A 17,050-nucleotide genomic window follows, 5' to 3' on the forward strand; every position below is an offset into this window, starting at 1 on the left:
AGGATTGATAAGAGCGGCAGGGCGAAGGTGCTACAAATGGACTGACGGAGCTTAGATTCTGCGCCAGCGTCGTCCATCTTTATTCAGCAGCAGCTCGGCTTCAATCGGACCCCAGGTTCCTGCTTCATAAAGAGGAATTGTTTCGGGCGGAGCCGGAGCATCCCAAACCGAGAGCAGCGGCGTCAAAATTCTCCAGGAAGCCTCTACCTCATCGCCGCGCGTAAACAGGGTTTGATCGCCCAGCATACAGTCCACGAGCAGACGGCTATAGGCATCGGTATTGGCACGACCAAAGGCGGTGTCATAGCTAAAATCCATATCGACCGATCGCGTCCGCAGTGACGTACCGGGAGTCTTGACTTCAAACCGCAGCGAAATGCCTTCGTTCGGCTGGATCCGCATCACCAGAACGTTTGGACTCGCTTGCTTTGCAGCAGACTGGAACATCAAGAACGGCACTTCTTTGAATTCGATCGCGATTTCCGTTACTTTTTTCGCCAGCCGCTTGCCCGTCCGCATGTAGAAGGGAACGCCTTTCCAGCGCCAGTTATCGATATAGAACTTGATTGCTGCATAAGTAGGCGTCGTGGAGTTGGGATCAGCACCTTCTTCCTGGCGATAGGGGGGAACTTCGTGATTGTCCATCCAGCCGTTTGCATATTGTCCGCGAATTGCAGACCGGCTCAGGTCTTCTAAATCTGCCAGGTGAGTGGCTTGCAGCACTTTCACCTTCTCGTTACGAATGCTGTCTGCATCAAGCGAGCTCGGCGGTTCCATTGCCGTCAGACAGAACAACTGCATCAGGTGGTTTTGCACCATGTCGCGCAGTGCCCCTGCCGTCTCGTAGTAGCCTGCCCGTCCTTCCAGCCCCACAGTTTCTGCCACGGTGATCTGCACGTTATCAACAAACTGCCGATTCCACAGCGGCTCCCAGATCGCGTTGGCAAAGCGAAACACCATCAGGTTTTGCACCGTTTCTTTTCCCAGGTAGTGGTCAATCCGGTAAACCTGAGATTCGTTGCAAGTCCGACGCACCACCTGATTCAGCGTTTGTGCTGAGGTCAAATCTTTGCCAAAGGGTTTCTCAATCACCAAACGCTGCTTGCGCGGATCGGGCATCATCTCTGCCTTACCTAACTGCTCGATCGCTTCAGCAAAAAAGCGGGGAGCTACTGCCAGATAGAAAACGCGATTACCGCGGGTGCCGCGCTTCTCGTCTAGTTCCGCCAGCAGCGTCTTGAGTTTTTGGTAACTGTCGGGGTTGTCAATATCGCCAGAGCAGTAAAATAACCCTCTGGCAAAGTCATTCCAGATTTCTTCGCGTCCTAGTCCGCCACCAAACTCCGCGACACCTTCGCGCATCTGTTCGCGGAAATAGTCGTCGCTCCACTCACGACGCGCCACCCCTACGATCGTCAGTTCTGGGGGAAGCCGTCGCTCTAGCTTCATTTGATAAAGCGCCGGGATTAGTTTGCGCTGAGTTAAATCGCCCGACGCCCCAAAGATTACGAGAATTTGTGGCTCAGGAATACGGTCTTGCTGTAGCCCAACGCGGAGGGGGTTTTCAAGAAGATTGACCATAGAACAATTCGGGAAGGGGTGAGTGGATGGGGGTCAACGGGTGGGTTAATAAATAATAAAGAGGATTGAGGAGTTTTAGAGGTACTGTATTGCCTCCTTAATTCTTAATCGTGAGAAACTTTGAGGGTGAGAGACTTTGAGAACCGTAGCTTTGAGAACGGTATAAGAAAACCAGGTTTCCCCAGAATCGGGGATCGGGTGGGCAATTCGAGTCAAAGAATCCCTTTTCAAACAATCTCCAACAAATTTTTAATCGATCGCTTTTTGTTAATGATTAATAAAAATTTCGAATTTTCTTCCCCCTCCGGGGAGAAACGCTCGGAGAGGGATTACGCGATCAGATCGGCGACCTAGAACCGTTAGCCAACCGGAGCCAAACGATCGATTTTCTCCTGCAAGGAGTCCATCAACGAATGGAACGGCTGCACAAACTTATCGATGCCGTCGGTCAGCAAATCTGCCATCGCTTCATCCAGATCGATGTCGATGTCAGGATCTTTGAGGCTGTTGATAATGTTGTGTGCTTCTTCGACCCCTGTTTCAATCCGATCGGCAACGTTGCAGTGATCCGCGCAGGCTTCGATCGTCGCAGGCGGCAGCGTGTTCACCGTTTCATTTCCAACCAGCTCATCGACATACATCACGTCACTGTATTGTGGGTTCTTCGTGCCCGTGCTTGCCCAGAGAAGGCGCTGCACGTTGGCGCCCTTTTCAGCCAATGCCTTCCAGCGATCGCTGTTCACGATCTTCTTGTACTCCTGGTAGGCAATTTTGGCATTGGCGATTGCCACTTTGCCCTTGATTTCCAGCAGGCGTGCCTGGACTTGAAGCTGATCCATGCCCTGCAGCTTTTTGTCGATCTGGGCATCGATGTTGCTGTCGATCCGGCTCAGGAAGAAGCTTGCCACCGACGAGAGTTTGTCGATCGGCTGATTCTTTGCAACCCGTGCTTCCAGGCCTGCAACGTATGCTTCCGCCGTCGCAATATAGCTCTGCACCGAGAACAGCAGCGTCACATTGACATTGATCCCTTCTGCAATGACCGCTTTCACCGCAGGCAGACCCGCATCCGTACCGGGGATCTTGATCATCACGTTGGGACGATCAATCTGAGCGTAGTAACGCTTTGCTTCTTGAATCGTCGCTTCGGTATCGTGAGCAATAATCGGCGGTACTTCAATACTGACATATCCATCTAGCCCACCCGACTGCTCGTAAACCGGATGGAGAATATCGCAGGCATTGCGAATATCGTCAAAAATCAGAGATTCATAGATCTCTTGCAGCGATTTGCCTGCCCGCACTCCCGCTTCGATGTCTGCATCATAGATAGCATTCCCGACGATCGCTTTCTCAAAAATTGCCGGGTTAGACGTAATACCACAGATGCCCTGCTCTTCGACCATCCGCTTCAGTTCGCCAGACCGAACCAAGTCCCGGGTCAGGTTATCCATCCAGATGCTCTGACCGTACTGCTTGATCTCTAATAAATGATTCTCACCTGTCATTCGTCTTGCTCCTTACTTGCTCTCTACACGATAAAAGTGAATTTAAATGAACAGAATCAGCCTTTGGACTCAGCCTTTTGTAGTCAACCCTTCGAGGTCAAGACCGTCTGTTCCTCGGTTTGCCTCCGACGATCGGCGATAAACGACTCAACCAGCTCCACATCTTCTCGGCTACCCAGAATCAAAGGCGTTCGGGTATGAAGGTGATCGGGGATCACGTCCATAATGTCCTGCGTTCCGGTACTGGCTTTCCCTCCTGCCTGTTCAACCAGATAAGCCAAGGGAGCCGATTCATAAAGCAATCGCAGTTTTCCTTCCGGCTTTTTCACCGTTCCCGGATATAGGAACACGCCGCCCTGAAACAGAATTCGGTGAATATCACCCACCAGCGCGCCGCTATAGCGTGCAGTGTAACCCTCATGCCGATGCACATAGCGAATATAGTCCCGAATCGGCTCGCTCCACTGCCAGAAGTTGCCTTCGTTCACGCTGTAGACCGGACCATGGGTAGGAATCTGGATATTCTCACTCGACAAAATGAACTCGCCCAGGCTGGGATCAAGCGTAAAGGCATGAACTCCTTTACCGATCGAGTAAACCAGCATTGTACTGGGACCATAAAGGATATAGCCTGCGGCAATTTGGTCGTGTCCATGCCGAAGCAAATCTGCCGCCGTGCCGTCCTGGTCTTCGCCTTGCTGTCGCCGAATCGAAAAGATCGATCCCACGTTCAAGTTAATATCTACATTTGAGGAACCGTCGATCGGGTCATAGAGCAGCGTGTAGCGTCCCAACGGACAGTTTTCGGGAATGTAATACGGCTTCTCCATTTCTTCAGAAGCCAGACGGCATACCAGTCCGCTTTGCTCAAACACCGAGATAAATACCTGATTGGCGAATACATCCATTTTTTTAACGGATTCGCCCTGCACATTCGTGCGTCCCGTAAACCCTAGTGCATCCTCCACCAGTCCCGCCCGCGTCAGGCGACGAGCAATCAGCTTACCTGCCAGGGCAATCCGGCTCATGAGCGCACTCAAATCCTGCGCGTCGGCTGAAAAACTGTGAAGCTGCTGAAGAACATGACGCGAAAGGGTCGTGCAGTCCCGATCGAGCAAGTATTCATGTTCCAGATTTAAGGGTTGCTCAAAATCAACCATATTCTTTCCTTTTAACGAAGATTAAGGAAAACGAAATTGGGAGAAATACTTCTCCTTCACTATGAACAGATCGGGCAGCCCTTTATCTTCTATCTTAAGAAGGCATTTCCAGAACGTGGCTTAACTTTAGGTGAAATACAGAAATGCGGATCAAAAACCTGAACAGAAAACCATGAGCAAATGTAAACGAACTACTGCAAATTCTTAAGAAGTACGCAGAAGTGATTCGGCTCTCATTCTAAAGATAGAGAAGAATCGGATAAACAAAGCCAGATACACAACCAAGACCCCTTGCTTGCCCAAAACTGATCAATGAAGTAGGGATAGCCGAACAGTAAGCTGAATCTAAAATGGTTAATCAGGAAACAATAGTAGGCCACAACGAAATGTAATTATCTTGACAAACGGCAGTAAGCTCAAAATGCTTCACTGCTTTTTAGAATGCTACTTAACCTTTGAAGATTATCAGTTAAATATCAAATAAATATCAAACAAATCTAAGAGAATGCTTAAAAAGTGCTCAATTTCATACATCGCCCCCTAAATCGGTCAACATTCGGAGACTTTGAATCTCTTAAAGTGAGCGAGGTTTCCCTCGGTATCGACTGACAGGAGGTAGTTCGAGCCATCATGATGACTTCTCAAATATCCTCTCAGCCTATTCGTTGTGCATAAATCTGGCCCTTCTAGCAAAACGATCGCTCCTCTAAACAAAAGGGCGATCGCCTAATTCATCAAAATCAGAGTCAAAACAAAAATCATGATCTAAAGATGCGATTGAAAGTAGAAGTCATGCAGGGATCAAGCCTCAGTAGTTTCCACTGAACATTCCGTCAACTGCTTAACCTGACGTGCTGAGTTTTGCTTCTCCTAGTAACAATACCGTCCCCCCTGATCCGCGGTCCGATTGTCCCTCGCCTTTCGCATCGTCCCTAAAATGGTCGAGACCACCACACACCGCTTCGCCCGGCTGCCCCCTGCTGCCATAAACGTAATACGACCCAAAGGGGGATTAATATGCCCCCGATAGGTGAACTCGACCCGATAGACTCCACCCCGTCGCGCTAATGTGGTTTCCATCGTGTCAATCTGAACACCAGCCGGGAAGGGTTGCCAATGAGAGGCGGTTGGTGTAGCCGTTGCAGGATGAATTGCCCACTCTGCCGCCCGATCCACTTCTCGAAAGCTAACCCGCCACGCCAGTTTCGAGGACATTGCCTTTCGCTGAGCCTGTCTCATCACCTGCAGTGCCTGATCTTGAGCTGCTGTAATTCGCTGTGTATCGCGCCATTGAATCCAGCTTGGAGCAGCGATCGCAACCAGTATCCCAGCAATGCTAATCGCAATGAGCATCTCGACCAGGGTAAAGCCTCGTTTATCTGGTTTAGCCAGACTACCTGCAAAACGATTGCCATCACCGTAGTGCCGTCTGGCTCTATTGGCAAAACGGAAAGTCCATGCCTTGCCCTGCTGTTTGTCCTGCATCCGATTGCCCCTGGTTAACCCAATTTACAACCAGCTTCAATATGCCCATACGCAGGATATTTCTCCCGAATTGAGGAAATCTTGACAAATTTAGCTTTTAACAGAATCAGGAGGCATCTGAAAATCTGCAAAGCAAATTTCGTTCAAAAAAAGTGCAGATTAGTCACAAAATCGAGTATGCTTATTTCTTGGAGTGGAAACAGCTCAACCTCGATCCACCCTATTAGCTCATGCGGATGTGGCGGAATTGGTATACGCGCACGTTTGAGGGGCGTGTGGCTTTGCCTTGCGAGTTCGAGTCTCGCCATCCGCATTTTGGAAGATGCTAGTTCTGAATAGTCTTTGGATGCCGGTTGCCAATGACGCAGGCAAGGTTCCTGGCGGAAAAAGCTAGGCAAATGGCTAGCCTCTATAACTACCTAAAGACGCCGCTTCATCTCGTGAGGCGGCGTTTGAATGTCTTAAAGACATCGCTAAGATAGCTGAAGTTTTTCCAGGTTTATGCTGGATTGTGCTTTGAATTTCTGCGCTTTAGCGTAGTGTGCTGCCTATTGTTGCCAGTCCAAGCACAATGCTTGGTTCAGGAACAAGCGTAGGAGCGAATTTACCGGTTCCTGCATGGAAGCTATGGTTATCGCTCTCAAAGCCGCTACCATCGTTTTGCTCAATCACAATCCTGTTAAAGTTATCAGCATTGCTCGTGGAATAAAAGTGAACGAAGCCCTTGCCCTCTCCCTCGTGTTGCGCTGCTGAAACGAGGGCAACAGGATTAACATCTGCGGTTGAAAAAGACTGAATCAGCCTGTCATTCATGTAAAACGAGAAGATGTTTCCGCTGCTAATTGCATCCCAATTGCTCCCGGAATAGTTCAGGGTCTTTTCAACATCGATCGTCACCTTGTCGCCTTGAAATGCCACTAGGTAATTGGAGGTGTTCGCTTCTCCCTGTAGTTTAGCGGGTGCCCACTTACCGGTACGCACACTGCTGTTACTGTTGTTTTTAAACTAGATCGAAAAAGGCTGTACTGTTGAAGCCGTTCGAGAAAAAGTACTGAATTTAAAAAGCTGCTCTATTTTAAGTTCTCATATTCAAACTAATCGACAGTACGAATGCAGAAACCGTTCCTATTCAGAGCAGTACATTACCATAGCTCTGCTAAAGCAATAACTTACAAAAGCACAACGTATCGCTAAACAATCAACGTCTGTGGGCAATGACAATCATTCAAAATCTATTTCGATCGAGTAAAAAGCCCTCAGCTAACCGATAGTTTTTTCCTTTTTCCAGTAACGATCGGCTATTCGTTGCTGTATTTCTTGCTTGAAGGGTGGAATGATAGTTAGGATTTTTCGGGTTGCTTTAAAGTCTTTCCCTGTAAGCAGGAATCAGCAATGCGAAACCTGTGAGAATTCATTGGAGAATTCCATAAAAGCGGTTGTTCTAGAAGTTAAAGCTTTAGCTAACCCTCCGTAAATTAACTGAGGCTGTCTGGTTGAGCTTACACATTTATCAAATTGCCAGCCTGCTTTTATGCAGTAAAACCAATGCCGTGAGAACACGGTAGCCAAATTACTTCTCAACCGAATACATCTAGAAAAGAAATCAATCGATTCAACTCAGTTTCAACGATGAGATGTCAGCATAGCCCCTTCTGATTCTCATTTCGTCGAGCTTATCAGCCCCAATTTATTGCACTCAAAGATTTTGCAGATCTAGGCAGTTTTTGCTTAGGCAAATTTGTTGCGTCATTGCTGGCAGTTTGAAAAAGAGTTCATCCAGCTTGCTTGGTTTTTGTGCTTCATTCTGGAGTTTGGCAAATAATGCGAATTTTGATTTACTCCTACAACTATCATCCTGAGCCGATTGGTATTGCACCACTGATGACCGAGTTGGCAGAAGGGCTGGTCAAGCGGGGGCATGAAGTACGGGTTGTCACTGGAATGCCGAACTATCCGCAGCGTCAAATCTACCCAGAATATCGCGGCAAATGGTTTACTACGGAGGAGCGCAACGGAGTTAAAATTCAGCGCAGCACCGTCTGGATTCGTCCTAAGCCCGGTTTATTGACCCGAATGCTGCTGGATGGAAGCTTTGTGGTGACCAGTCTATTTCAGGCATTGCGCGGTTGGCGACCTGATGTAATTCTGCTGACGGTTCCACCGCTTCCAGTGTCGGTGTCGGCGGCGTTGTTAGGGGCTATTTACGGCTGTCCAATCGTCCTCAACTTGCAGGACATTTTGCCTGAAGCTGCCGTTCATGTAGGACTGATCAAAAACAAACTGGCAATTCGCGTATTTGAGCAGCTTGAAAAATTTGCCTACCGAACTGCTCATACGATCAGCGTGATTACGGAAGGATTTACCGAGAACTTAATGGATAAAGGCATTCATCCCAGTAAAATTCGCTGCATTCCAAACTGGGTGGATGTTAACTTTATTCGTCCTTTGTCAAAGGAACAAAACGAGTTTCGCCGTACTCACGGATTAGAAGACAAATTTGTGGTGATGTACTCCGGCAATATTGCCTTGACCCAAGGACTAGAAACAGTCATTCGGGCAGCCGCTCAGTTGTCTTACTTACCCGATATTACTTTTGTGATTGTGGGAGAACCTGGCGCTTTGCAGAACCTGCGTCAGGTTTGCGATGAGTATGGTGCAAAAAATGTGCTGCTGCTGCCGTTTCAGCCAAGGGAGCAATTGCCAGAAATGCTGGCAGCAGCAGATGTAGGACTTGTCGTGCAAAAACAGCAGGTCGTTTCGTTCAATATGCCGTCTAAGATTCAAGTACTGCTAGCAAGCGGTCGTCCGATCATCGCTTCTGTACCCCTGACCGGAACAGCAGCAAAAGCAATTTTGCAAAGTGGTGGCGGGCTTGTCGTTGCCCCTGAAGAACCTAACTTGATGGCAGATGCCCTTCTCACGCTGTACGACGATCGTGAGAGAGCGACTGCATTAGGGCAACAGGGCAGACACTACGCTATGCAGCACTACTCCTTCGAGAAAGCACTCAGCCGCTATGAATCGCTGTTCCACGATGTAACGACTTCTTCTAAGCCAGGATGGAAAGTCCGTTTTCCTGCCCTGCTGTTCCCAACTCCCAGAACGCAAGCAATTTCCCCTGTTACACCTCAATCTGTACAGCCTATGACCCTAGAATAATGCGGGCGGACTTTCGATCGCTGCGTTAACATTAAAGAGTATCAAAGGATAACTCAAATCAAGCGACGAAAGCAGTTTCACGAAACGCTGCCCCTGCATGAAACAATCCCTATCTCTGCGTCAGCAAGTGCTGGCTTGGCTGAAAGAAAACGTGCCTAAATCCCGAATTGAGCATATTCTGCGCGTGGAGCAGATGGCGATCGACCTGGCAAGGGTTCATCGGGTTGATGTCGAAAAAGCAGCTCTATCAGGATTGATGCACGACCTGGCAAAGTATTTCAAACCTGCTCGGCTGCTGGAAATAGCTCGACGGGCAAGTTTACCACTTGATCCGGTTGATGAAGCCAACCCTCACCTGCTGCATGCAGAGATTGGTGCGATCGTGGCAAGAGAGGAATTTGGCGTTCAGGATGCGGAAATTCTCGGTGCAATTGCAAACCATACGCTGGGCAGCCCGGGCATGAACAGTCTGAGCTGCATTGTCTATTTGGCAGACAGTCTGGAGCCGGGGCGGGGGGATACACTAGAGCTCAATCATCTGCGTCAGGTTGCTCAGCAAAATCTGGCTCAGGCGGTTTGGCTTAATTGCGATGCCTCAGTGCAATTCCTGATCCAAACGCAGCGCTTAATTCATCCCCGTGCCCTGTTGACGCGGAACTGGTTTCTCCAGCAAACAAAATCGCAGCAAAAATTTACGGAGGCCTCAAAGCCGCTGCCTGTCGGTTCTTGATTTGTTTGTGCTGCGGCTCCGGGATGAACTTCTGCTGTAGGTCTATTTTCAGCTTCGGTAAATTTCGCTAATCTGCTGACAAAGCCTTTGTTACGCACTGTTCACTTCCGTTTTGCTCACTTCGGGGTAGGTTACTCTCGGCATCTAGAAACCGCAGGTCAACCTTTCCCAATCATTCTCAGTCCAATCGAGTTAGCCCTCTTAACTTCGTTGCCAATTTATCAGGAGTATTCAATTCTGAATGACAAATTTTTCACCAATTCAGACCAACGCAAACCAATCCTCTGACTCGAATCACACTGATCCGGCTGAAGACTTTCGCCTCGGTACGCCCCAATCTCGCAGCGATAACGAAAGCCGTCAGCTTGCCATGACGATTGCAGAAGCAATGGACGATCGTAAAGGTGGCGATATTACCGTTCTCCAGGTGTCTGACGTTTCATACGTGGCAGATTATTTTGTGATCGCGACGGGCTTTTCTAACGTGCAGGTGCGTGCGATAGCTCGTGCAATCGAGGACAAAGTTGAAACTCAATGGCAGCAGCTGCCGCTGCGCGTTGAAGGCTTTGGCGAGGGAAGCTGGGTGCTGATGGACTATGGCGATGTGATTGCCCATATCTTCCTGCCGAAAGAGCGCGAGTTTTACAGCCTGGAAGCATTTTGGGGACACGCCGATCGCGTTTCCTTATCTACTTGACTAGAGATTCGTTAAAGTAAAGACACAGCCGCTTCTTATCTTGTGTCATCCTCTGCCATGCGATCTTCTCCGGTTTGTCCTGTGCCTGCGGAGCAGCAGCCCATTAATGAATACCAGGATTTGAAAGAGTCCTGGTTTTTTGGTTGGGCAACGCTTGATTTATGGGCTTATATAAAGCCCCTGATTATCCTCTGGATGCTGAGCTGGCTAGTATCGGCTCCGGTGGCGGCGGCTAGCTTTCCGATCAGCAAAGACTGGTTCCACTTTGGCTTGAGTGGGGCACTGGGGGCAATGGTGCTGCCAAGTTTGGCACTGGTGCGGCTTTATTTGGGCTGGATTTACGTCTGCAGTCGCTTGTCGCAGGCAACGGTTTTCTATGAGGAGTCTGGCTGGTACGATGGGCAGGTCTGGATGAAGCCGGAGGAGGTTCAGCAGCGCGATCAACTGATTGTGACGTATCAGATCCAGTCCATCCTGACCCGACTGAAGCGCACCTTTAGCGTAATTGCGCTACTGTTTTTAGGGGGAATTGTTCTTTGGAACATTCCATAGGGTTTTTACGAGCGGACTGAATAGCATGACAAGAGGAAAACGCACCCAGACGGCTCAGATTGAAGTGCGGCTACTGCGCGAAGGCATTGTGGAATCGGTGCATCGTGTTCAGGCAGTCGTGGCAGACCATCGCGGACGGGTGCTGTCAGCAGCGGGAAACGCAGAAACGGCATCCTTTGTGCGATCGGCTCTGAAGCCATTTCAGGCATTGGCAGTGACAACAACGGGAACGCTCGATCGATTTGGGCTGGACGATCGCGATCTGGCAATTATTTGCAGCTCTCATCAGGGCACGGTGGAGCAGGCAAGGCAGGCATTTAACATTCTGTGGCGAGCCGATATTGAGCCATCTGCGCTTCAGTGCCCGATTCCTTCGGGGAAACGCAGTGCCCTTCAACACAACTGCTCCGGGAAACACGCCGGAATGCTGGCAGTTTGCCGTCAGATGGGCTATCCGCTTGGTGGCTATACTCAGCGCAATCATCCAGTACAGCAGCTAATGCTAAGCAAAATTGCAGATTTACTGAAAATGCCGCCGGATGAGTTTATTGGAGCCCATGACGACTGTGGTGCACCAACCTACTTTATGCAGCTCAGCCAAATGGCGACGCTTTATGCTCAGCTTGCTTCTGGCGATAACCTGGACATGGAGCGAATTATTCGGGCGATGACCCATCATCCGCTGATGGTGGCAGGCGAGGGGCAGTTTGACACCGAACTCATGCGCCTGACCGAGGGAGAGCTTGTCAGCAAAGCAGGGGCAGAGGGCATTCAATGTGTGGCGCGAGTCGGCGAAGGTTTAGGGCTGGCAATCAAAGTAATGGATGGCGCGAAGCGGGCGAAATATGCAGTGGCAATTCATTTGCTGCGGCAAATGGGCTGGCTGAGCCCATCGATCGCCGAAACGCTAACCGAGAGTTTCATGGCGTTAGGCAATTTTAAGCGGCTGGAAGTGGTGGGAGAGCTTGCGCTGATTTAAAGAAGGTTTGAGAAGTGGCAGAGGTTCTAGGGTCTACATTGCCCTCTAAATCCCCCCAAATTTGAGGGACTTTGAAACGAGGGACTTTGAAACTGGGAGAAGAACTGGATTTCCTAGGGGTTGTTGCTTGGGGATGGTTTAGATTATGGCGATCGCCTCACAGTTCCCGAAGAGATAATCGCTTTGCAAACATCCTCTCAGATTCACTCCAGAATGGCAGACTTCCTTGCTATGCTGAGAAACTGGACTTGTGAACAAGGAAGCCATGCCTGCAGTTGCCAATTCGCTTAGCCTCACCACTTTTCCCCTGACGGCGGTTGTTGGTCAGGAAGCCATTAAGCTTGCTTTGCTGCTGGCGGCGATCGACCCTCATTTAGGCGGTGTTGTGATTGCCGGACGCCGGGGAACCGCAAAATCGGTCATGGCGCGAGCGGTTCATGCTTTACTGCCGCCGATCGAAGTAATTGAAGGTTCCTGCTGCAACTGTGACCCAGAACGCCCGGAAGAGTGGGATGACGATACACGATCGAGATTTACCGGGGAAGGCAGCAACGGCAGCGCGGCGAAGCTATCCACAAAAATTATTCCCGCTCCGTTTGTGCAGATTCCGCTCGGTGTGACGGAGGATCGGCTGATTGGGTCGGTGGATGTGGCTCAGTCGATCAAGCGCGGTGAAACCGTGTTTCAACCCGGACTGCTGGCAGAAGGGCATCGGGGTGTGATGTATGTAGACGAGATTAATTTGCTGGACGACCAGATTGTCAATCTGCTGCTGACGAATCTGAGTGAAGGACGCAACCAGATTGAGCGGGAAGGCATTAGCTTTCAGCATCCCTGTCAGCCGCTGTTAATTGCCACTTACAACCCGGAAGAAGGTGAACTGCGGGAACATTTGCTCGATCGCATTGCGATTTCCCTGTCTGCGGATGCTGTCTTGGGCTTAGACGAGCGGGTGATGGCAGTAGATCAGGCAACGGAATTTGCCGATTCGCCGCAGGCTTTTCTGGAGCAGTATGCCGAGGAAGTCGATAACTTAAAAACGCAGATTATCCTGGCGCGAGAATGGCTGAAAGATGTGCGAATTACCAGAGAGCAAATTGCCTATTTGGTAGCGGAGGCGGTGCGCGGTGGGGTACAGGGGCATCGGGCAGAACTATTTGCCCTGCGCGTTGCGAAAGCTCATGCTGCCCTTGACGGACGCACCGATGTAAACGCCGAAGATCTGCGAAAAGCGGTCGAACTGGTCATTGTGCCCCGCGCCACGATCGTTCAAACACCCCCCGAAGAACAGCAGCAAGCTCCGCCACCCCCGCCACCGCCTGCACCGCCTGAAGACCAGTCAGACCAGGAGCAGGATGAAGACGAAGAAGAGGAAACCGAAGAAGACAACGAGCCGGAGCAAGAGCCGCCCAGCGTCCCGGAGGAGTTTGTGTTTGACCCGGAAGGCGTGATTCTGGATGACTCGGTGCTGTACTTCGCCCAAATGGCGCAGCGACGCGGTAAATCTGGATCGCGCAGCATTATTTTCTCGGACGATCGCGGACGCTATATTAAGCCAATTCTGCCCAGAGGACAGGTACGCCGGATTGCGGTGGATGCCACGCTGCGATCGGCGGCTCCTTACCAAAAGGCAAGACGACAGCGATTTGAGCAAAGCCGTAATTCTGGCAGTGGAGCAGCTCATTCCAGCCGCAAGCGAGTTTTCGTGGAACAGGGCGACGTGCGGGCAAAACGACTGGCGCGGAAAGCGGGTGCGCTCATTGTGTTCGTGGTGGATGCCTCCGGCTCGATGGCACTGAACCGGATGAACTCTGCAAAAGGAGCCGTGATGCGCCTGCTGACCGAGGCATACCAAAACCGCGATCAGGTCGCGCTGATTCCCTTCCGGGGCGAACAGGCAGAAGTGCTGCTGCCTCCGACGCGATCGATCACCTCTGCAAAGCGGCGATTAGAGAAAATGCCCTGTGGCGGCGGATCTCCTCTGGCTCACGGGCTGACTCAGGCAGTGCGGGTCGGCGTAAACGCGAGGCAGTCTGGCGATATTGGTCAGGTGGTGCTAGTGGCAATTACCGACGGTCGCGGCAATATTCCCTTAGCTCGATCGCTGGGTGAACCGATCGAAGAGGGTGAAAAGCCAGACATTAAAGCCGAACTGCTGGGGATTGCGGGTAAGATTCGCGCTCTAGGCATTCAGCTTTTGGTGATTGATACCGAGAATAAATTTGTCTCCACTGGATTTGCGAAAGAGTTGGCGAAGCAGGCAGGCGGCAAGTATTATCATTTGCCCAAAGCGACTGATCAGGCGATCGCGGCCATGACGCAGGGTGCGCTGAAAGAGTTAACGCGCTAAAAGAAACAGCCATTGTGGCTTACACTCCAAGATGGCTTACACTCCAATTAAAGTGAAAGTGAAGTGAAAGGAGCAATCGGGGGCGTTGCTGAATAAGCGTATGATACGCCCCCCTAGCCCCTTAACTTTGTGGGGAACCAGAATTCAAAGTCCCCCAGCATTGGGGGATTTAGAGAGCGATGCAGAAGCTAAATTTGCACCGTCCATATCCCGATTCAGCAACGCCCAATCGGGAACAGCAAAACTGAAACAATAAATGTAAGCGACACAACAGCCAATTGCGAGTGTAGTTCCCGCCAGGGTACGCTTGTAAAGCCTCTTTAGCCTGCCTCTTTCTCTCGGCAATCAGAGGAAATCGAAATTTCTGATCAGGAGTGCAGGCTTCTTTTTTTACTTTTACCTACCTGGAGAGAGGAAGAAAAGCGATCGACTTGGGACAGTGTGGATAGGCAGTTGGGCGAATGAGTGCCCAAAGCTTTGCAAGAAGTCACCTGCAATCTACACCAGCTATGGTCAAAATTGGCTATCACGCGTCTCACGAGCAGTTTAAGCCCAGCGATCTCTTGCGCTTTGTGCAGATGGCAGAGCAGGCGGGCTTTCAGCTGGCTTTGTCGTCGGATCATTTCACACCCTGGAGCGAACGTCAGGCACAGAGCGGGTTTGCTTGGTCGTGGCTAGGGGCGGCAATGCAGGCAACGCCCAAGCTTGCTTATCGGGTTGTAAATGCGCCCGGACAGCGATATCATCCGGCGATCATTGCTCAGGCTGCCGCGACGCTGGCGGAAATGTTTCCAGAGCGGTTCTGGATTACCGTGGGCAGCGGTCAGCTTATGAATGAGTACATTACCGGGGATAAGTGGATTCCAAAGGACGATCGCAATACGCGTTTGAAGGAATGCGTGGATATTATGCGGGCACTCTGGCGCGGCGAAAGGGTGACTCATCGCGGCTTTGTTACCGTGGAGGAAGCGAAGCTCTATTCTCGTCCCGAAATTGCGCCAAAAGTCATCGGGGCAGCTATCACACCCAAAACTGCGGCATGGCTTGCAGGCTGGGCAGACGGATTAATCACAATTTCCCAGCCAAAGGAAAAATTGCAGCAGGTGATCGAAGCGTTTCGCAGCAATGGCGGGGAAGGAAAACCGATGCTGCTGAAAGTGCAATTGTCTTATGCCAGAGACGAGCAAACAGCACGCAATCAGGCGCATGACCAGTGGCGCAATAATATCTTTGACAGCAAAGTGCTGACCGAGCTAAAAACGCCCGATCAATTTGATGCAATGGGCGAACTCGTGCAGCCTGATGAGCTCGATCCGTTTGTGCGAATTTCAGCCGACCTTCAGCAGCAGATTGACTGGCTACAACAGGATGTCGAGCTAGGATTTGACGAACTCTTGTTGCATAACGTGAATCTTCAGCAGGAGGAATTTATCGAGGATTTTGGCAGGGTAGTGATTCCGGCTTTAACCCAGGTGATATCTCCTGGTGAAATCAGCGATCGTCCTTTTACATTCATTCGCTAACCGCAGCGTGAATTGCAGCAGGAATTGATTTTTAGCAAGTTCCCAGCGAGTTTTCAGCAAGTTCTCAATCATTTCTCAGCAAGTTTTCATTTGACCTGGATGAATTGAGTCAGGAAAGGAACAGGAATTAGACTATGAGTTTACTTTCAATCGATGAATTAAAAAATCTGGTTGAACAAGCAGAGCAGCCTTGCGTATCACTGTACATACCAACGGTAAGAGCGGGCTCTGAAACCATGCAGAACGGAATTCGCTTCAAAAACCTGGTGAGACAGGCGGAAGCCCAGCTTGAAAACTACGAGATGCGCTCTACCGAGATCGAGGAATTCTTGCAGCCGATGCGGGATCTCGACATTGAAGAATTCTGGCAAAACCAGAACGAAGGCTTAGCCATTTTCCTTGCTCCCGGGTTTTTGCGCTACTACAAAGTGCCGATCGCGCTGAATGAATTAGTCGTCGTGAGCGAGCGCTTTCACCTGAAGCCGATCATGCCCCTGCTGACCGGAGACGGAAAGTTTTTCCTGCTGACGCTGAGTGAGAAGGAGATTCATTTCTTTGAAGGAACGCGCTACAGCATTCGTGAAATTCAGCTTGAAGATCTGCCCACGAGCCTGGACGAAGCCCTACAATACGACCCCACCGCCAAAACAGGGCAGTTCCGCATCAGCACCTCAAAGGGTGGCACGTCAAGCCCAATGCCCCAAGCAGGCAGCTTTCACGGGCAGGGCAGCCCCGACCAGGACGAGCCGCAAATGGAACTTGGACAGTTCTTCCATGCCGTTGATGCTGGGCTGCACAAGTATTTGGTCGGACAGCGTGCGCCGCTCGTGCTGGCTGGAGTCGAGCGCCTGCGGCCCAGCTATCGGGAAGCCAATACCTACGCAAACTTAGTAGAGACTGAGATTATTCCGATCAAAGACGGAGTTGTGAATCCTGAAGACCTGCACCAGAAAGCCTGGGCAATGGTAGAACCCTTCTACATGCAGCAGAAACAGGCGGCGATCGATCACTACCACGAACTTACCAGCACCGGAAAAACCTCGACTCAGCTTGAAGAAGCCGTTTCAGCCGCCTATTACGGACGGGTTGATCAGCTTTTTGTAGCCGTGGGTGTGCAGACCTGGGGCAAATTTGACCCGCAAAACGACGAGATGCAAATTCACCCTGAGCGGCAGCCCGGAGACGAAGATTTGCTCAATGCCGCAGCCGTGCAAACGATTTTAAATGGCGGTATGGTTTACGCGCTGCCTCCTAACGATGTGCCCGATGCTGCCCCAGTTGCGGCGATCTTTCGATATTAACCATTTAATCTGGCTGAGGAGGTCA

The 17,050-nt window shown here is 50.6% G+C and carries 13 protein-coding genes and 1 tRNA gene; 9 read left to right on the forward strand and 5 right to left on the reverse strand.

Annotated features, from left to right (window positions below):
- Window positions 1-51: 51 nt before the first annotated feature.
- The 4 genes from zwf to NDA02_RS00380 form a co-directional block, all read right to left on the reverse strand.
- Window positions 52-1,581 (reverse strand): glucose-6-phosphate dehydrogenase, encoded by a 1,530-nt coding sequence (gene zwf, locus NDA02_RS00365; protein ID WP_348254248.1) that lies wholly within the window; start codon window positions 1,579-1,581, stop codon window positions 52-54.
- A 359-nt stretch (window positions 1,582-1,940) separates the two neighbouring features.
- The gene (gene tal / locus NDA02_RS00370) at window positions 1,941-3,089 is read right to left on the reverse strand and encodes a transaldolase (protein ID WP_190794076.1); all 1,149 of its coding nucleotides are present in this window, start codon (window positions 3,087-3,089) and stop codon (window positions 1,941-1,943) included.
- Window positions 3,090-3,172: 83 nt separating this feature from the next.
- Window positions 3,173-4,249, reverse strand: coding sequence for a class 1 fructose-bisphosphatase (fbp, locus tag NDA02_RS00375; protein ID WP_190794077.1), 1,077 nt, complete (start codon window positions 4,247-4,249; stop codon window positions 3,173-3,175).
- 870 nt (window positions 4,250-5,119) lie between these two features.
- Complete coding sequence (locus tag NDA02_RS00380) at window positions 5,120-5,734, reverse strand: type II secretion system protein (protein WP_348249156.1); 615 nt, start codon at window positions 5,732-5,734, stop codon at window positions 5,120-5,122.
- Window positions 5,735-5,966: 232 nt separating this feature from the next.
- On the opposite strand from NDA02_RS00380, the gene NDA02_RS00385 reads away from it, so the two are divergent.
- Window positions 5,967-6,047, forward strand: a tRNA-Leu gene (locus tag NDA02_RS00385).
- 218 nt (window positions 6,048-6,265) lie between these two features.
- Here the strand turns inward: NDA02_RS00385 and NDA02_RS00390 are convergent.
- Window positions 6,266-6,715 carry a hypothetical protein gene (locus NDA02_RS00390; protein WP_348254250.1) on the reverse strand — a complete coding sequence of 150 codons (450 nt, stop codon included), beginning with the start codon at window positions 6,713-6,715 and terminating at the stop codon, window positions 6,266-6,268.
- A gap of 840 nt (window positions 6,716-7,555) precedes the next feature.
- Here NDA02_RS00390 and NDA02_RS00395 point away from each other — a divergent pair.
- From NDA02_RS00395 to NDA02_RS00430, 8 genes are all read left to right on the forward strand, one after another.
- Window positions 7,556-8,893, forward strand: coding sequence for a glycosyltransferase family 4 protein (locus NDA02_RS00395; RefSeq protein ID WP_190794080.1), 1,338 nt, complete (start codon window positions 7,556-7,558; stop codon window positions 8,891-8,893).
- Window positions 8,894-9,008: 115 nt separating this feature from the next.
- Window positions 9,009-9,623: a bis(5'-nucleosyl)-tetraphosphatase (symmetrical) YqeK gene (yqeK, locus tag NDA02_RS00400; RefSeq protein ID WP_190794106.1), complete on the forward strand. Its 615-nt coding sequence runs from the start codon at window positions 9,009-9,011 to the stop codon at window positions 9,621-9,623.
- Between the two features lie 241 nt (window positions 9,624-9,864).
- Window positions 9,865-10,320: a ribosome silencing factor gene (gene rsfS / locus NDA02_RS00405; protein ID WP_190794081.1), complete on the forward strand. Its 456-nt coding sequence runs from the start codon at window positions 9,865-9,867 to the stop codon at window positions 10,318-10,320.
- 57 nt (window positions 10,321-10,377) lie between these two features.
- Entirely contained in the window at window positions 10,378-10,872 is a 495-nt protein-coding gene (locus NDA02_RS00410; protein WP_190794082.1) for a CGLD27 family protein, read from the forward strand.
- Window positions 10,873-10,897: 25 nt separating this feature from the next.
- Window positions 10,898-11,851, forward strand: a complete 954-nt coding sequence (locus NDA02_RS00415) for an asparaginase (protein WP_190794083.1) — start codon at window positions 10,898-10,900, stop codon at window positions 11,849-11,851.
- Between the two features lie 265 nt (window positions 11,852-12,116).
- Entirely contained in the window at window positions 12,117-14,201 is a 2,085-nt protein-coding gene (bchD, locus tag NDA02_RS00420; RefSeq protein WP_190794084.1) for a magnesium chelatase ATPase subunit D, read from the forward strand.
- 509 nt (window positions 14,202-14,710) lie between these two features.
- Window positions 14,711-15,724, forward strand: a complete 1,014-nt coding sequence (locus NDA02_RS00425) for a TIGR03885 family FMN-dependent LLM class oxidoreductase (RefSeq protein ID WP_190794085.1) — start codon at window positions 14,711-14,713, stop codon at window positions 15,722-15,724.
- Between the two features lie 236 nt (window positions 15,725-15,960).
- Window positions 15,961-17,025 (forward strand): hypothetical protein, encoded by a 1,065-nt coding sequence (locus NDA02_RS00430; protein ID WP_242067550.1) that lies wholly within the window; start codon window positions 15,961-15,963, stop codon window positions 17,023-17,025.
- Window positions 17,026-17,050: the final 25 nt, after the last annotated feature.

This window comes from Leptolyngbya sp. ST-U4 (genome assembly GCF_039962215.1).
Lineage (GTDB): Bacteria > Cyanobacteriota > Cyanobacteriia > Elainellales > Elainellaceae > Leptolyngbya_A.

Coding starts and splice junctions, on each gene's coding strand:
- zwf (WP_348254248.1), bottom strand. CDS start 1,581: ATGGTCAATCTTCTTGAAAACCCCCTCCGCGTTGGGCTACAGCAAGAC.
- tal (WP_190794076.1), bottom strand. CDS start 3,089: ATGACAGGTGAGAATCATTTATTAGAGATCAAGCAGTACGGTCAGAGC.
- fbp (WP_190794077.1), bottom strand. CDS start 4,249: ATGGTTGATTTTGAGCAACCCTTAAATCTGGAACATGAATACTTGCTC.
- NDA02_RS00380 (WP_348249156.1), bottom strand. CDS start 5,734: ATGCAGGACAAACAGCAGGGCAAGGCATGGACTTTCCGTTTTGCCAAT.
- NDA02_RS00395 (WP_190794080.1), top strand. CDS start 7,556: ATGCGAATTTTGATTTACTCCTACAACTATCATCCTGAGCCGATTGGT.
- rsfS (WP_190794081.1), top strand. CDS start 9,865: ATGACAAATTTTTCACCAATTCAGACCAACGCAAACCAATCCTCTGAC.
- NDA02_RS00410 (WP_190794082.1), top strand. CDS start 10,378: ATGCGATCTTCTCCGGTTTGTCCTGTGCCTGCGGAGCAGCAGCCCATT.
- NDA02_RS00415 (WP_190794083.1), top strand. CDS start 10,898: ATGACAAGAGGAAAACGCACCCAGACGGCTCAGATTGAAGTGCGGCTA.
- bchD (WP_190794084.1), top strand. CDS start 12,117: ATGCCTGCAGTTGCCAATTCGCTTAGCCTCACCACTTTTCCCCTGACG.
- NDA02_RS00425 (WP_190794085.1), top strand. CDS start 14,711: ATGGTCAAAATTGGCTATCACGCGTCTCACGAGCAGTTTAAGCCCAGC.
- NDA02_RS00430 (WP_242067550.1), top strand. CDS start 15,961: ATGCAGAACGGAATTCGCTTCAAAAACCTGGTGAGACAGGCGGAAGCC.